Here is a 14826-nt window from a genome sequence, read left to right as displayed (position 1 = left end):
ATTTACCTCTTATTATGCATATTCTATTATAGGTGCCTAACCCAGTATCACTTGGGAAACTTTTTGAACAAATGCATTTGGAGGTGGAGTGAATGCTTTGGCTCATTGCCGCCATAATTATGGTCGTATCAATTGCTTGGATTTTGGATTATCGAGATCAGAAACAAAAGGGAAAGAAGAGCAGGATAAATAAAATAGATAAAGGTCCTACTTTAAAAATGGGAGATCATCGATATACAAATAATCGGTGAATAAAGGAAAGGTGGGCTATACCACGCATGATAGCCCACCTTTCCACCTATAGTTGTTTGATTGCCACATTAATTGGTGTTTCACCTGCTACTACATCAAATGAACGTCTTAATGTATTCTTTTCATTAAGACAAGCGATGATCAGTTCAGCAACATCCTCTCGAGAAATAGCTCCTCTCTGTAGGTTTTCTGCAATTGAGACCTTCCCTGTACCTGGATCATTTAACAATCCACCAGGACGAATGATTGTGTAATCTAAATTACTGGAAACTAATACCCGATCAGCATAGTGCTTTGCTACATAATATGGTTTAATTGATTCATTCCAATTTTCACGGTGATGTGCTTGTAGAGCACTGACAATAATAAAACGTTTAATTCCTACCTTTTCTGCAGCTTCCATTGTTTTCACTGCTCCATCCAAATCTATCAGTAAGGTCTTGTCGGCACCCGTTTTCCCCCCAGAGCCTGCCGTAAAGACGATTGCATCACAGCCTTTTATGGCATCTGCTATTGTCTCCACCTTATCTTCGAGATTCGCGATTACTGTCTCAATTCCCTCATTCTTTAATTGGAGAGACTGCGCTTCATTTCTTACCATTGCCTTTGGTGTATGTTCTTCATTCTTCTTGAGCTTTTGAATAAGGTGTCGACCAATTTGTCCATTTGCTCCGACAACAAATACTTTCATTTACTTTAGCTCCCTTCATTGAAATAATCTATTTCTTTTATTATTTCAGAAGAGAAATCAGTTTACAAATCAACCGATTATTTAATCGCTATATATATATCTACCACTGCTTGGTCGGGATCAACGCATCTCTCATCATACAGTTCAAAATCACCTGTATATGTGCGTTCTACACCAGAAGTTTCGAACCATTTCCAAATATCTATCCATGCCATCGGAACAATTTCAGTGATTTTCCCCTGATTAGTTGTAAATACAGCATAATTGGATGCCGGTATCGTTTTGATCACGAAATAATTTGAAGATTGATTTGGCTCTTCCACCTCTGTTCCAATAGAGAAATCATATTCGCCTGAAACATCACTTTCATAGTTAGAATAGAGGGCAATTGTATGTTGTGGGTTGACTTGATTTGGTATTTGCGCTGCAATTTGCCCTGTATAATATTTTTCCCACATAGATGGGATCACACCTTCAGGAGTAGCTTCTATTGCATTCATTGTTCTTGTATTTATTCCCATGAAGGTAAAACCATCTTTTAAGACTATTTTAGGTTCGGAAATCGGCTCACTTTTCCTCCAACGTTTTAAATATGGCATCGATTTCTGCAAAATAGTAAGTGCCTCATCCTCTTTCATCCCTTCCTCTACCATAAATGGGATGCAAAATTGGATCATTTCCTCCATCGTCATATTTGGTTGCTTAAACTCCCCATTTTCATAACAATATAAGCAAAATTCCTTATTCTTTTCCCCCGTCAATTCAGTTCCAAAAACAGAGCTCTCCTTCATAGGCATCCCACAGCTTTGACAAAATACTTGATTCATTATTAACAACCTCCTTTTTTTCCTAGTATATCGACCCTAACTTGACATCTTTATGTCATGTTTCAATAATTATCATCCAAGTATTTATCTATCATGTTTTTTAGCAGGTCTTTTAGTTTTTTCCTTACATGTAAGGGCTCAAGTACTTCAATGCGATCCGAAAAGCTAAGTAAAAAACTGTACATCCCTTCATCCTCAGGCATTTCTGTATGGACAAGGAGTCTCCCATTTTCATCCCTTGTCACATTTTCAATTCCAAACATCTCTTCCATAATGGATTGGTGTTTTTCTTGAAAGGTTATTGTAAGCTGTATCACGTTTTTTGGATTGTACCAAGCTTTATCCCAAGGAGATTGATCAACTTGCACTTCCTTTCTACAAAATGTCTTGTCACTTAATACCAAATCTTTCATTCTCGGAATCTTAAATAATCTAAATTCTCTTCTATGTAAACAAAAACCGTATAAATACCAAGATTGGCCTTTCAAAACAATCGTATGTGGTTCTACATCCCGATAAGATTTCTCTCCTAAATTATTTGAATAGAAAAATTGTACACATAAAGAGCCTTCGATTGCCCGTTTTAAGCTTGTGATTTTTCCCTTTAACAATGGATTTCCACCCCAAGGACTAAAATCTACAAAAATAGTTTCTGGCGGCTGTTGGGAGTCAGACAATCCTTTAATTTTTTCCAGTATGGTTGATGCATGTTCATCTTGATAGGAGGTAGAAATACTTTTTAATGCAGTAGAAATAGCGGATAATTCATCTCTTGTTAAAACATTTTTATCCATTCTAAAACCATCAATTAACCCAATGCCACCATTTTGCCCTTGATAAGTCACTATTGGGATTCCCGCTTGATTAAGTGTCTCAATATCACGATAGATGGTTCGTACCGACACTTCAAACATGTCTGCTAGCTCTTGTGCCTGCACTCTCCGTTGATTGATCAAAACCATTGTAATCGCTAAGAGCCTATCTAATTTCATGACCATTTTCCTTTCTTCTACAAAAATCATTTGTAATGACACTTTTCTTTGTAAATATGAGTTTTCCTTCTAAAACAACTTCTTTTTCGTTAAAACTAAATTGTTTTTTAGTGGACATTTTATTGAAAGTCATTATACTAAAAAAACCGATCTCAGCTATGGCCAAAATCGGTTTTTATCCTGCTATTTTCGATGCATTTTAAATTCTAAGAACAGTTCATTATAGTGAGCAAGCATTCGTTTTCCGAGATTCTCATATACTTCAAGACCTTCAGCTTTATCTAAATCTGGATAGAAGCGCTTGTCTTCAGATATTTCCTTCGGTAAATAATCCAATGCCTTTTCATTTGGCGTCGAGTAACCAATGTACTCAGCATTTGCTGCTGCATTTTTTGGATCAAGCATAAAATTAATAAACTTATGCGCCCCATCAATATTCTTTGCAGTTTTAGGAATGACCATATTATCAAACCAAAGATTAGAGCCTTCCTTTGGAACAACATAGTCTAAATCCTCATTCTCTTCTACAATACCTGCTGCTTCTCCAGACCATACTACACCAATGGCAGCTTCATTGTTGGCTAAAAATAGTTTAATTTCATCTCCAACAATAGCTTTTACATTTGGTGTTAATAAATCTAGCTTACGTTTCGCTTCTTGAAGATGTGCCTCATTTGTATCATTTAAGGAATAATGCAGACTATTTAATCCCATTCCAATAACTTCTCGTGCACCATCTGTTAATAGTATTTGATTTTTTAGTCCTTTATCCCATAAGTCATTCCAGCTCGAAATGGTCTTTCCATTAAGAAGCTCTTTATTATATACAATTCCCACCGTTCCCCAAAAATAAGGAATTGAATATTTATTCCCTTCATCAAACGGTAAATCTAAAAAGCGAGGATTAATATATTTCAGGTTCGGTAGCTTTGAATGATCCATTGGCAAGAGCAAATTTTCTTTCTTCATTTTATCAATCGCATATTCTGAAGGCACAGCGACATCAAATGTGGTTCCACCTTGCTGAATTTTCGTCATCATCGCTTCATTCGAATCGAAGGTTTGATAAATGACTTTAATTCCTGTTTCCTTCTCAAATTTCTTTATTAATTTCGGTTCAATATAATCTCCCCAGTTATAAACCGTTAATGTATTCCCACCGGCAAGTCCTTGAGAAGAATTAATTCGATTGATAAAAAATAGAATCGCAAATGACACGATAAAAATCATAATAAACACTCGTACAAGTTGCTTCATTTTTTAACCCCCATTCCACTTGGGCGGTTATTACGCTGATTAATATAGTAATATCCAATCACGAGAATGATTGTGAACAAGAAGATCAAGGTTGATAATGCATTAATAGATAAAGAAATACCTTGTCTTGCCCTTGAATAAATTTCAACAGATAATGTTGAGAATCCATTTCCCGTTACAAAGAAAGTAACCGCAAAATCATCTAGTGAATAGGTTAATGCCATAAAAAACCCAGCAAAAATCCCTGGAGTAATAAATGGCAGCACAACCTTTGTCAGCACATTCCATCGGCTTGCACCTAAGTCTCGTGCAGCATCGAGTAGTGTCGGGCTCATTTCCTGAAGCTTCGGCAATACCATCAATACAACAATAGGTACACAGAAGGCAATATGTGAAAGTAAGACAGAAAAGAAACCTAGCTTAATACCAATAATCGTAAACAAAATTAGAAAAGATGCACCAATAATGACATCTGGACTAACGATTAGTACGTTATTCAGTGTTAATAATGTATTTTTTGATCTTCTTTTTCTCACAAAATAAATAGCCAATGCACCAACAACACCCAGAATGGTAGACAATGCTGCTGAAAGAAGAGCAATGACAACTGTATTTAACACAATGATTAATAACCTTGTATCGTGAAATACCTCTTTATACCATTCCAATGTAAAACCTTCAAAGTCATGCATGGATCCCCCACTATTAAACGAGTAATACATTAAATAGAAGATTGGGGCATACAAAATAATAAAAATGATGACTAGATAAAGATTAGCTATTTTTCCTTTTTTTCTCATGTTATACCCCTTTCTTTCTATTTCCTGTAACAAGCATGAATAATGCCATCGCTATAATTAAAAAGACGGCAATTGTTGACCCCATTCCCCAATCCTGTGTAACGAGGAAATGCTGTTCAATCGCTGTACCAAGCGTTATCACACGGTTTCCTGCAATTAATCGTGTAATCATAAACAGGGACAATGCAGGGATGAATACAACCTGACATCCAGATTTTACTCCATCTATCGTTAATGGGAAAATCACGCGACGAAACGTTGTCCAAGGAGAAGCACCTAAATCCTTCGAAGCATCTAAAAGGGTTGGATTCAGTTCTTCTAACGAGTTGAAAATCGGTAAAATCATAAAAGGTATAAAAATATAAACCGCTACAAATAGGAAACTAAAATCAGTGAATAATATTTGTTTAGTTCCAATGCCTACCCATTCTAAAAATGTATTTGCTGTACCATACGTTCCGAAAATTCCAATAAATGCATAGGCTTTTAACAGTAAATTAATCCACGTAGGCAAAATAATCAGCAATAGCCATAGATGCTTATGCTTCGTTTTTGTTAGTAAATATGCAGTCGGATAGGAAATAATTAATGTAATGGCTGTAATTAAAAACGCATACCAAAATGAACTCAGAGTCATTTTTAAGTAGACTGGTGTAAAAAACTTGCGATAGTTTTCGAATGAAAAATCTCCTTCAATATTAAAGAAGGAATAATACAAGATTAGAAGAATAGGAGCGACGACAAATAGAATAATCCAAAGAACATACGGAATAAGATATATATTGCGTGATTTAGTTTGCATGATCGCCCTCATTATATGATTCTAATCGCTTATCAAATTCTTCTTCTGTCTCACCAAATCTCATGACATGGATCGCCTCTGGGTCAAAATAAAGTCCTATTTCATCGCCTACTACTGCTTTTTTAGTTGAATGAACAAGCCACTCATTTCCCGCTTCATCATAACAACAAATTTCATAATGAACACCACGGAATAATTGGGAATCAACGCGGACCTTTAGCTTACCTTGATCCTTTTTCGTAATTTCCAAATCCTCTGGTCGAATAACAATTTCTACAGATTCATTAGGATCAAAACCTTGGTCGACACACTCAAATTGTTTGCCAACAAACTCTACTTCAAAGTCCTGAATCATTTTTCCTGGTACAATATTCGATTCACCAATAAAGTCAGCGACAAAGCGATTAATTGGCTCATCATAAATATCTGTTGGTGTTCCACTCTGTTGGATTTTCCCTTTGTTTAAAACAAATATCTCATCAGACATTGCTAAAGCTTCTTCCTGATCATGAGTAACAAAGATGAATGTAATTCCGAGACGACGTTGTAGCTCACGAAGTTCGTACTGCATTTCAGTACGTAGCTTTAAATCTAGTGCCGATAACGGTTCATCAAGGAGGATCACTTCAGGCTCATTGACGATAGCTCGTGCAATTGCAACACGCTGGCGTTGTCCACCTGACATTTCTCTAATTTCACGAGTTTCATAGCCTTCCAAATTGACGAAACGCAATGCCTCTTTCACTTTTTGTTGAACTTCGGCATTTTTCATCTTTTTAATACGCAAGCCAAAGGCTACGTTCTCAAACACATTCAAATGTGGGAAAAGGGCATAGTCTTGAAAAACAGTATTTACTTGACGATTATTTGCGGGAACATGATTAATCACTTTCCCATTAAAATAAATATTCCCATGGCTCGGCTCTGTAAACCCAGCAATCAAGCGTAAAATAGTCGTTTTTCCACACCCAGATGGACCTAATAGTGTATAAAACTTCCCTCGTTCAATTTCAAAGCTAACACTATTTAGAACAGCAGGGTCATCATCGTATTGCTTTGTTACCTCTTCAAAGCGGATAATTGTGTTTTCAGTCATAGTGGGCTCCCCCCTTAAAAATTATAAATAAGACTCTGTTGCAACGAGAAGTAATTTGGAGATACCTGGGGAATCATTGATGATTTGATGTTTCTCGGAAGCATGATAATAGATCACTTCTCCTGTTTTTGCGGAGTATACGCGTCTACCTAACCGAATCATGATTTGTCCACTTAATACATAAGCAAATGTTTCTGATAAAGATGGTTCAAATTCTTTAAATTCCCCTTTTTCTTCTAGGGTTAAAATAATTGGCTCCATTTCCTTTTCATTTGACTCCGGAACAAGCCACTGAATTTGATAGCCTCTTTCCTCATCTATATAATCGGTTTGATCCTGTTCTCCATAGACTACTTTCTGTTCTAATTCTTGTTCATCAAAGAAATCCTTTGGTGCGCAACCCAAAACTTCAAGAATATCAAAAAATGTTTCGATAGATGGGGAACTTAAGTCACGTTCAATCTGAGATATATAACCTTTACTTAAATCTGTACGCTCACCAAGTTCCTCTTGGGTTAATCCTTTTTTTAATCGTAAATTTTTAATCTTTTTTCCGATTTGCATTGTAATAACCCTCATTCATGTTTAGCATTAGTAAACTACAAATGAATAAAGTTCACTTATATTAAACTTAAAGTTTACTTTCCTAGACCATTATACATAATCAAACAAAAAATTCAATCCAAACCTTTCATATTTTATTAAATAAATAGGAAAAAAGTTGTTTCCTTTTTATGGGGGGTCAGACCCCCTTTTAAAATACATTGCCATTAGTGGCTTTCTTCTTTCAAAGCGTCCCTTTTGGGGTCTGACCCCACCACGAGATTTACTAAAAATTCCGTCTTATCTTTCCTTTTGAAAAAGCGATTGCATAATTCCTAGTTGAATGCTATGTTTTTACTGATTACAGTATTTTGGGGAGGACATCATGAACAAGAGAAATCCTTTTAAGCACTTATTTATGTTTGTTTTAGTTTTGGCACTGGTTGTTGTAACTGCTGCCTGTGGTAATGGAGATTCCACAAAGGAAAAGAAGGAAAAGTCAAGCTGGGATAAAATTAAGAAGGAAGGAAAGATTACTGTTGCTACTTCTGGAACACTTTATCCAACATCCTTCCACGAATCCAAAACAGATAAATTAACTGGATTTGAAGTAGAAGTCGTGCGAGAAATGGCTAAAAGAATGGATTTAAAAGTAGATTTTAAAGAAATGGCTTTTGATGGGATGCTAACTTCTTTAAACAGTGGAAAGGTCGATATCGCGGCCAATGATATAAATAAAACAAATGATCCAAGTAGAAATAAGAAATTCGCTTTCTCCACTCCTTACAAATTTTCTTATGCAACAGCAATTGTACGAAAAGATGATTTATCCGGAATTAAAACGGTCGATGATATAAAAGGAAAAAAAGCTGCTGGTGAAGCAACAACAAACTATATGAAAATAGCAAAAAAATTTGGTGCAGAAGAAGTAGTCTATGATAATGCAACCAATGAACAATACTTAAGAGATGTTTCAGCAGGAAGAACAGATATCATTATTAATGATTATTATTTACAAAAGCTAGCAATTGCTGCTTTTCCAGATCTAAATATTACCATTCATCCTGATCTCCAGTTCGAAACTGGTGAAAAAGGGACAAGCATTGTCATGAAAAAAGCAAACAGTAACGAATTAAAGAAACATATTGATCAAACCATTCAAGAAATGCTAGATGATGGAACGATTGCAAAGCTATCCAAACAATTCTTTGATGGAGCCGATGTAACAAAACAACCTGAGGTTGAACTTAAGTAATTACATCTAGAAAGGAAGAGGAATATGGCGAACATTCAATGGGAGTATATATTTGATATCAAATTAGCCATTGAATCCTTTCCTTATGTTATGCAAGGTATTGGCTATACCGTACTCATTTCTTTAGTAAGTATGCTATTGGGTTTAATCCTTGGCTTTTTTATTGCACTAGGTCGAATGTCAAACAAGTGGCTCTTCCGATTTCCCTCAAGATTATATATTTCATTTATGCGTGGGGTGCCAATTCTTGTTTTTTTATTTATTCTCTACTTTGGCTTACCTATGATCGGTATTGAATTTACAGCCGTAACGGCAGCGATCATCGGTTTTAGTCTAAACAGTGCAGCATATATGGCGGAAATTAATCGCTCTGCAATTGCCTCTGTAGATAAAGGACAATGGGAAGCAGCCTCCTCACTGGGCTTTACTTATTGGCAAACAATGAGGAAAATTATTCTTCCGCAGGCAGTGAAATTAGCTCTCCCCCCCTTGTCAAATGTGTATCTTGATTTAATCAAGGGAACATCATTAGCGGCAATGATTACCGTGCCTGAGCTTTTTCAAAAAGCCAAGATTGTTGGTGGACGTGAATACGATTATATGACCATGTATATTGTAGCTGCATTAATCTATTGGGGAATCTGTTCAATCATCTCGATTCTTCAAAACTATCTTGAAAAGCGTTATGAAGTAAAGAATCTTTAATAGGTAGGCTCTTTTCTTAAACAAAGTTGCTATGTAAGTAAAGCTTTAACTAGTAAATATCGGCTTAGAATCGCTAACCATTCATTTTACTGAGAAAAAAGCTGCAATCTTCTATACGAACCGCTGGAACCTTTTTTGGGTGTAAAAGCTGGTAATTGGGCTTTCACAAAAGCAACAAGCTTTACGAAAATAGCCAACATGTAAAAGGGTGCCATCACTTGTTGTGAAACGCACCCTTTACTATATTTCTATAATATTTCATGAATCCATTTTTCTAAATTCTTCTTTTTCATTTCCCCTTCTTCCATTCTCACAACTTTTCCCTCTCTATTAACAAAAAAGCTGGCTGGAAGATTATAAACATTATACATATTGTTTACCTTTGAATCCTTATCCTGCATGACCGGGAAGGTTAATCCATATTGTTTAATAAATTTATTTACGATAAATTTCGCTTCTTTCTGATCAATCGAAACAACTTCAAATCCTTGTTTATGGTATTTTTCATATGCCTTCTGAATAAGGGGCATTTCCCGTTTACATGGTTCACACCATGTACCCCAAAAATTAATTAGAACCGCTTTCCCCTCTAAATCCTTTAATCGGAATGTCTCACCATCTAGTGTCTCAAGCTTAAAATTGGGGGCCTTATCCCCAATTGCCACCTTTTTATCTTTATGAAGATTTTGGTATAAGGTAAATCCAACCACCCCAAGTAAGACGACTAAAATAATGGTCCGAGTGATCAGCCTTTTCTTTTTATTACTCATAAAGTCACCTCTAAAAAACATGTATATACTATTATCTTATAAGATAACAAGGTGAATAGGTAAAAAATTTGTGTTTGTATTGTTACAATTTTAATTTCATCATCTTTCGTTTTCCAACTTGCAGGATCATTCCATCTACTATTGATACTTCAGTAAAAATATCATTAATCTTTTCGGAATTCATTTTCACCCCGCCATTTTCAATCATTTTCCGCGCCTCACCTTTGGATGGGAGTAATTCTAATGTCACAAGAAGTTCGATAATGCCTATTCGTTTCTCTCCATCCCATTTACGCTCGGGTATATCTGTTGGAATGGCACCTTTTTGAAAAATGGTTTTAAAGTTTTCTTCCGCATGATTAGCAGCCTCTGCCCCATGATACATGTTTACAATGGTTTTACCTAATAACATTTTTGCATCGCGTGGATGAAGCTTGCCTAACTTTAACTCATTTTTTATTTTCAACTTATCTTCAAGTGATAAATCCGTCACAAGATCAAAGTATTTTCCCATTAATTCATCAGAGAGCGACATCGTTTTTCCAAACATTTCAGTTGGCTTTTCATCGATACCAATGTAATTATGTTTTGACTTCGACATTTTTTCTACTCCATCCAATCCTTCAAGTAATGGCATAAGGATAACAATTTGCTTTTCCAGGCCGTAATGTTCCTGAAGATGACGCCCCATTAGTACATTGAAATGTTGATCATTCCCACCTAATTCAATATCACTTTCAAGAATGACCGAATCATATCCCTGCATTAACGGATAGAAAAATTCATGCAATGAGATTGGTTTTCCTGTTGCGTAACGCTCCGAAAAGTCATTCCTTTCAAGTAATCGTGCAACCGTCATACTACTAGCTAAATGAATAATCTTTTCCAGATTTAGTTCAGATAACCACGCTGAGTTATAATTCAGCTCAACTTTCTCCATATCAAGAACTTTTCCAAATTGCTCAAAATATGTTTTAGCATTATGTTTCACTTCTTCATCGGTTAACTGCTTTCTTGCCGTTGATTTACCAGTCGGATCACCAATTTTCCCAGTAAAATCACCAATAATAAGCTGAATGATGTGACCATTATCTTGAAATTGCTTGAGTTTATTAAGGACCACAGTGTGTCCTAGATGAACATCTGGTGCAGAAGGATCTAGCCCCAGCTTTACCTTCAACGGAGTATTTAATATAAGAGATTTTGCAATTTTATTCTTCAACTCAAGGGCAGGAATGACTTCTTGTGTCCCATTTACATAAATAGCAAACTGCCTCTCCATCTCTTCTAATTGTTCACTTGTTAACCGTTTAATAAACTGTTCCATTTTATTAACCTCCTATTTTATTAAAATAAAAAAGACAGCCACACCCCTTATAAAAGGGACGTGGCTGTCTTACACGCGGTACCACCCTCATTGAAGAATATGCTCTTCCGCTCAAACGTATAACGGTACGTCCGTTCTTTGCTACTTCATTGTTCGCAAAGAAAGCTCGAGGAGGTAATTCGCCCTTATCTTTGTTCCGATTTCCACCAACCATCGGCTCTCTATTACAGGGAGATAAGACACTACTGAATCCTGTCATAACTTTTTAAATATTTCTCCTATCATATCTAAAACAAAAAATAAATACAATATTAAATTTTTTAAAACATGATTGATGCAAATAAATAATTATTCATTCGTTATTTGTTCCTCTATGTGGTTTTTAAGATGGTCAATTCCAAAGCGATTAATGAATTTAAAGAAGGGCTCTCTCTTTTTTCCTTGTTCAGCATACATATCGACCAACTTCTCCACCACCACATAGAGCTGTTCAGGGATTAACTGCTCCATAAATAGAGTACCTATATGTGCATCCTTTCCTTTTGCTTTTCCACCAATATATAAATCATATCCATCCTTTATTTTCATTATGCCAATATCATTAACTAGTGGCTCGCCACATCCAATCGGACAACCTGTATATGCTGGTTTTAAGGTAAAGGGAACAGGTTTTCCAGCAATCCGTTCATTTATTTCGATAGCAACCGGCATTCCTTCTCTCTCTGCACCTTTACAAAAATTACAGGTTCTCAAGCTTTTCACAAAGTTCCCTACTGGATAACAGGATAAACCAACTTCCTTAAATCTATTTTTTACTACCTCTACTTTGTCCTCTGGTACCTCAATATAAAGCTGTTGAAATGTTGTCAGCTCAAGCTCGTCGCCATCATCCAAATACTCTGTAATTACAGTTAATTGCCTAGCATTTAATTTGGCACCAAAAGCAATGCCACCATTAACAGCCAGCTTTATTTTCGTTTCTTTCTCTTCCATTCCACCTTCACATCCTATTCTTAGTTAAGTCTTTTCTCATTTGTATAGGGCTCACCAATAACTGGACTATCTGATCACTTGATTGATTCTGCAGGACATCTTTTATAGGCGTCTTTTATTTCCTAATAAGGGAGATGGGGAAATTCAGTAAATACTATACCACCGAATGGTATAATTAATACTAAAAAACATACTCCATTCGCCTTTTGCTTAATTACAATCTATTTCTATAATTAGCCCCTCAACAATCATTTTACTATACCCTTGTAAGGTATGTAAATACAAAAATATATATTTGCGTAACTCTCCACTTAATTTCATCGTTATGTCTTCTTGGTTTGACTTTCTTTATCGACATACTTCATATACAATTGCTTCGATTAGGGATATCATTTTAAAGCATTTATAAATTCTTGCATGTACTTCTCCACTCACATTTTTTATACCCTACCCTCGTATATAACAATAAAGAATCAAACAGACAACTTCCATCTAATTGTCTGTTTGATTAATACTTCGATGAAAGGTGCAGCTTTATATGGTTCATCATTTGAAATATCACCTATTGTGCTTCACCCTTTTCACTTCATAGAAATCATAAAAATCCAGCATATCGTCTTTTTTGTCTCGAATCACCAAGTTTGCTATGATAATTTCAACTACACATAAAATGATTAAAATCAATATACCTATCAACATATTTTATTATCTCTCCTTCTTCTTCTTTTAAGAAGGCTCTTTTCGTATAGGTTGTTGCTTTTATAAAATCTTTAGCTAAATAGCAACAATGTTTGAAAAAAGCCTCTATGAAAAAGGTAATGGATGAAACGCGTTTCAGGTCAAGGCTGAGTTTGATTTTTATAGAGAGGATTTTTTTTATGGCAAATATTCGTGAAATTGCAAAGCTTGCTGGGGTATCAGTAACAACAGTATCTAGGGTTATTAATAACCATCCTTATGTTAGCGAGAATAAAAGAAAAGCTGTTCTAAAAGCTATGGAGACATTAAATTATAAAAGAAATATTCACGCTATCCATTTAGCTAAAGGTAGGTCTAACATGATTGGGATCGTACTTCCAAACATCGATCATCCATATTTTAGTCAATTTGTTGAAGGTGTTGCAGAAGAAGCAATCAAACATCACTTGCAAATAGTTTTATTCCAGACAAACTATGAAATTGCAAAAGAGCTCGATGCCCTTGAATCACTACGAGGTAACTTGATTGATGGATTGATCTTTTGCTCACGTGCCATTTCCCTTGATATTCTATATCAATATAATGACTATGGATCAATTGTTCTTTGTGAGGATTCAGATCAATCCATCTACCCTTCCATCAGTATTCCACATGAACAAGCCTTTCAGTTTGGATTAGAATACTTATTAGCAAAAGGACATACTAAAATTGCTTATACATTAGGAAGAAGAGAAGGACCAAATAGTTTTAAAAGAATGCAAGCTTATGAAAAAATGATGAAAAGAATAAATCAAAACATACGTAAAGAATGGATTTTTGATAAATGTCTATCCATTACAGATGGAAGTGAGGTTATGTCGAAATTTAAAGCATTAAAAGAAAAACCAACTGCCTTTTTGGCAACTAATGATCAAGTTGCTGCCGGGCTTTTATTAGGGGCAAAAAAATTGGGCTACATTGTTCCTAAAGATATAGCTATTTTAAGCTTTGATAATCAACCGATTGCGGAATTAATGGATATTTCGTCTATTAGTATCCCTATTAAAAAAATTGGTGCATTATCTGTCAGCACTTTATTAGATACGAACAATCAAAGTAGTAAAAAAATGATACTACCATTTAAATTGTATGAACGATCAACTGTCTAACTTTATCCTTTACAGGTTTCGAGGAATTTCTCAGGAAATAATTCTTTATTCGACTAATTTTTTGCTAGATTATCTATATATTCTCTGATTTCTCTCTTATTCTTTAATGTAATAATTGTTTTTCCTAAATCCTGATATTCTTTAAAGCGTTCATTCATTTTAACCTTACGTGGGTGATAGGTAGTTACAATAAACTTGATAAACTCCCAATCAAGTTTTTCCTTACACCCTTTTCCCATGTCTGGTCGAGTTCTGCCTATATTCATTAGCCACCTCTTCATTACACGATATAAGCAAACAGACAGAGGAAGTTCAAGATAAATAATCGTATCTGCAGGAGCAATGCGAATATCAAAGGAACCTGTATAATTACCTTCGATAATCCATTGGGACTGTTTGACAATGTTCTCCTGTTGGCCACGAAATTCCTCTTCGCTTGCCTGAACCCAACCAGGCTTCCAAAAATACGCATCCAAATGAAACACATCTATATGTAAAATGTCTCCTAACTGTCTAGCAAAGGTAGATTTTCCTACACCCGCAGAAACTCCAATAATCATGATTCGTTGCATACTACCCAACTCACTCCTTCCCTAATTTCAACTTATTTAAAATTTGTTTAATTCAGAGAATAAACATAATATCAGAAGTTCTAATATTTATCTAGTA

Annotated in this window: 16 protein-coding genes and 1 other annotated feature; of the genes, 4 read left to right on the top strand and 12 right to left on the bottom strand. The window is 35.3% G+C overall.

From position 1 onward, the window contains the following. Nucleotides 1-92: 92 nt before the first annotated feature. Complete coding sequence (locus MHI39_RS02040) at nucleotides 93-251, top strand: hypothetical protein (protein WP_251345554.1); 159 nt, start codon at nucleotides 93-95, stop codon at nucleotides 249-251. 47 nt (nucleotides 252-298) lie between these two features. On the opposite strand, the gene MHI39_RS02035 is transcribed toward MHI39_RS02040, so the two are convergent. The 8 genes from MHI39_RS02035 to MHI39_RS02000 all read right to left on the bottom strand — a co-directional run bounded on the left by MHI39_RS02035 (nucleotide 299) and on the right by MHI39_RS02000 (nucleotide 7281). Next, entirely contained in the window at nucleotides 299-943 is a 645-nt protein-coding gene (locus MHI39_RS02035) for an SDR family oxidoreductase (protein ID WP_058004186.1), read from the bottom strand. Between the two features lie 77 nt (nucleotides 944-1020). After that, the gene (locus tag MHI39_RS02030; protein ID WP_251345553.1) at nucleotides 1021-1770 is read right to left on the bottom strand and encodes a zinc ribbon domain-containing protein; all 750 of its coding nucleotides are present in this window, start codon (nucleotides 1768-1770) and stop codon (nucleotides 1021-1023) included. A gap of 62 nt (nucleotides 1771-1832) precedes the next feature. Continuing rightward, the gene (locus tag MHI39_RS02025) at nucleotides 1833-2792 is read right to left on the bottom strand and encodes a YafY family protein (protein ID WP_235849669.1); all 960 of its coding nucleotides are present in this window, start codon (nucleotides 2790-2792) and stop codon (nucleotides 1833-1835) included. A gap of 153 nt (nucleotides 2793-2945) precedes the next feature. Further along, a complete protein-coding gene (locus MHI39_RS02020) occupies nucleotides 2946-4019 on the bottom strand; it encodes an ABC transporter substrate-binding protein (protein ID WP_058004190.1) in 1074 nt (357 codons plus the stop codon). Beyond that, nucleotides 4016-4819: an ABC transporter permease gene (locus tag MHI39_RS02015; protein WP_058004191.1), complete on the bottom strand. Its 804-nt coding sequence runs from the start codon at nucleotides 4817-4819 to the stop codon at nucleotides 4016-4018. Before MHI39_RS02015 ends, MHI39_RS02020 begins: the two co-directional genes overlap by 4 nt. Nucleotide 4820: 1 nt before the next feature. Then, a complete protein-coding gene (locus tag MHI39_RS02010) occupies nucleotides 4821-5621 on the bottom strand; it encodes an ABC transporter permease (protein WP_058004192.1) in 801 nt (266 codons plus the stop codon). Next, nucleotides 5611-6717 carry an ABC transporter ATP-binding protein gene (locus MHI39_RS02005; protein WP_342540603.1) on the bottom strand — a complete coding sequence of 369 codons (1107 nt, stop codon included), beginning with the start codon at nucleotides 6715-6717 and terminating at the stop codon, nucleotides 5611-5613. Before MHI39_RS02005 ends, MHI39_RS02010 begins: the two co-directional genes overlap by 11 nt. A gap of 21 nt (nucleotides 6718-6738) precedes the next feature. Beyond that, nucleotides 6739-7281, bottom strand: a complete 543-nt coding sequence (locus MHI39_RS02000) for an XRE family transcriptional regulator (protein WP_058004194.1) — start codon at nucleotides 7279-7281, stop codon at nucleotides 6739-6741. Nucleotides 7282-7645: 364 nt separating this feature from the next. Between MHI39_RS02000 and MHI39_RS01995 the strand changes: the two genes are divergently transcribed. Then, a complete protein-coding gene (locus tag MHI39_RS01995) occupies nucleotides 7646-8515 on the top strand; it encodes a transporter substrate-binding domain-containing protein (protein ID WP_058004195.1) in 870 nt (289 codons plus the stop codon). Nucleotides 8516-8539: 24 nt separating this feature from the next. Then, nucleotides 8540-9220: an ABC transporter permease subunit gene (locus MHI39_RS01990; protein WP_058004196.1), complete on the top strand. Its 681-nt coding sequence runs from the start codon at nucleotides 8540-8542 to the stop codon at nucleotides 9218-9220. A gap of 248 nt (nucleotides 9221-9468) precedes the next feature. Here MHI39_RS01990 and resA read toward each other — a convergent pair whose 3' ends face one another. The 3 genes from resA to MHI39_RS01975 all read right to left on the bottom strand — a co-directional run bounded on the left by resA (nucleotide 9469) and on the right by MHI39_RS01975 (nucleotide 12310). Next, the gene (gene resA, locus MHI39_RS01985) at nucleotides 9469-9990 is read right to left on the bottom strand and encodes a thiol-disulfide oxidoreductase ResA (RefSeq protein WP_180212821.1); all 522 of its coding nucleotides are present in this window, start codon (nucleotides 9988-9990) and stop codon (nucleotides 9469-9471) included. An 82-nt stretch (nucleotides 9991-10072) separates the two neighbouring features. Continuing rightward, complete coding sequence (gene tyrS, locus MHI39_RS01980; RefSeq protein ID WP_058004198.1) at nucleotides 10073-11317, bottom strand: tyrosine--tRNA ligase; 1245 nt, start codon at nucleotides 11315-11317, stop codon at nucleotides 10073-10075. 51 nt (nucleotides 11318-11368) lie between these two features. Further along, nucleotides 11369-11585 (bottom strand) — a binding site (T-box leader). An 80-nt stretch (nucleotides 11586-11665) separates the two neighbouring features. Beyond that, on the bottom strand, nucleotides 11666-12310 hold the full coding sequence (locus tag MHI39_RS01975) for a nitrite reductase (RefSeq protein WP_058004200.1): 645 nt from the start codon (nucleotides 12308-12310) through the stop codon (nucleotides 11666-11668). Between the two features lie 878 nt (nucleotides 12311-13188). Between MHI39_RS01975 and MHI39_RS01970 the strand changes: the two genes are divergently transcribed. Continuing rightward, nucleotides 13189-14157, top strand: coding sequence for a LacI family DNA-binding transcriptional regulator (locus tag MHI39_RS01970; protein ID WP_058004201.1), 969 nt, complete (start codon nucleotides 13189-13191; stop codon nucleotides 14155-14157). Between the two features lie 53 nt (nucleotides 14158-14210). Here the strand turns inward: MHI39_RS01970 and MHI39_RS01965 are convergent, their stop codons facing one another. Next, nucleotides 14211-14729: a topology modulation protein gene (locus MHI39_RS01965; RefSeq protein ID WP_058004202.1), complete on the bottom strand. Its 519-nt coding sequence runs from the start codon at nucleotides 14727-14729 to the stop codon at nucleotides 14211-14213. Between the last annotated feature and the right edge of the window lie 97 nt (nucleotides 14730-14826).

Source organism: Heyndrickxia sp. FSL K6-6286 (genome assembly GCF_038630395.1).
In the GTDB taxonomy this organism is placed as follows: domain Bacteria; phylum Bacillota; class Bacilli; order Bacillales; family Bacillaceae_C; genus Heyndrickxia; species Heyndrickxia oleronia.
Note: the sequence above shows the minus strand (reverse complement) of the source record. Positions and strands in the feature narration are given on the sequence as shown.

What these genes read in the sequence shown, in the direction of transcription:
- MHI39_RS02040 (WP_251345554.1), top strand. Translation starts at nt 93, where the DNA reads ATGCTTTGGCTCATTGCCGCCATAATTATGGTCGTATCAATTGCTTGG.
- MHI39_RS02035 (WP_058004186.1), bottom strand. Translation starts at nt 943, where the DNA reads ATGAAAGTATTTGTTGTCGGAGCAAATGGACAAATTGGTCGACACCTT.
- MHI39_RS02030 (WP_251345553.1), bottom strand. Translation starts at nt 1,770, where the DNA reads ATGAATCAAGTATTTTGTCAAAGCTGTGGGATGCCTATGAAGGAGAGC.
- MHI39_RS02025 (WP_235849669.1), bottom strand. Translation starts at nt 2,792, where the DNA reads ATGATTTTTGTAGAAGAAAGGAAAATGGTCATGAAATTAGATAGGCTC.
- MHI39_RS02020 (WP_058004190.1), bottom strand. Translation starts at nt 4,019, where the DNA reads ATGAAGCAACTTGTACGAGTGTTTATTATGATTTTTATCGTGTCATTT.
- MHI39_RS02015 (WP_058004191.1), bottom strand. Translation starts at nt 4,819, where the DNA reads ATGAGAAAAAAAGGAAAAATAGCTAATCTTTATCTAGTCATCATTTTT.
- MHI39_RS02010 (WP_058004192.1), bottom strand. Translation starts at nt 5,621, where the DNA reads ATGCAAACTAAATCACGCAATATATATCTTATTCCGTATGTTCTTTGG.
- MHI39_RS02005 (WP_342540603.1), bottom strand. Translation starts at nt 6,717, where the DNA reads ATGACTGAAAACACAATTATCCGCTTTGAAGAGGTAACAAAGCAATAC.
- MHI39_RS02000 (WP_058004194.1), bottom strand. Translation starts at nt 7,281, where the DNA reads ATGCAAATCGGAAAAAAGATTAAAAATTTACGATTAAAAAAAGGATTA.
- MHI39_RS01995 (WP_058004195.1), top strand. Translation starts at nt 7,646, where the DNA reads ATGAACAAGAGAAATCCTTTTAAGCACTTATTTATGTTTGTTTTAGTT.
- MHI39_RS01990 (WP_058004196.1), top strand. Translation starts at nt 8,540, where the DNA reads ATGGCGAACATTCAATGGGAGTATATATTTGATATCAAATTAGCCATT.
- resA (WP_180212821.1), bottom strand. Translation starts at nt 9,990, where the DNA reads ATGAGTAATAAAAAGAAAAGGCTGATCACTCGGACCATTATTTTAGTC.
- tyrS (WP_058004198.1), bottom strand. Translation starts at nt 11,317, where the DNA reads ATGGAACAGTTTATTAAACGGTTAACAAGTGAACAATTAGAAGAGATG.
- MHI39_RS01975 (WP_058004200.1), bottom strand. Translation starts at nt 12,310, where the DNA reads ATGGAAGAGAAAGAAACGAAAATAAAGCTGGCTGTTAATGGTGGCATT.
- MHI39_RS01970 (WP_058004201.1), top strand. Translation starts at nt 13,189, where the DNA reads ATGGCAAATATTCGTGAAATTGCAAAGCTTGCTGGGGTATCAGTAACA.
- MHI39_RS01965 (WP_058004202.1), bottom strand. Translation starts at nt 14,729, where the DNA reads ATGCAACGAATCATGATTATTGGAGTTTCTGCGGGTGTAGGAAAATCT.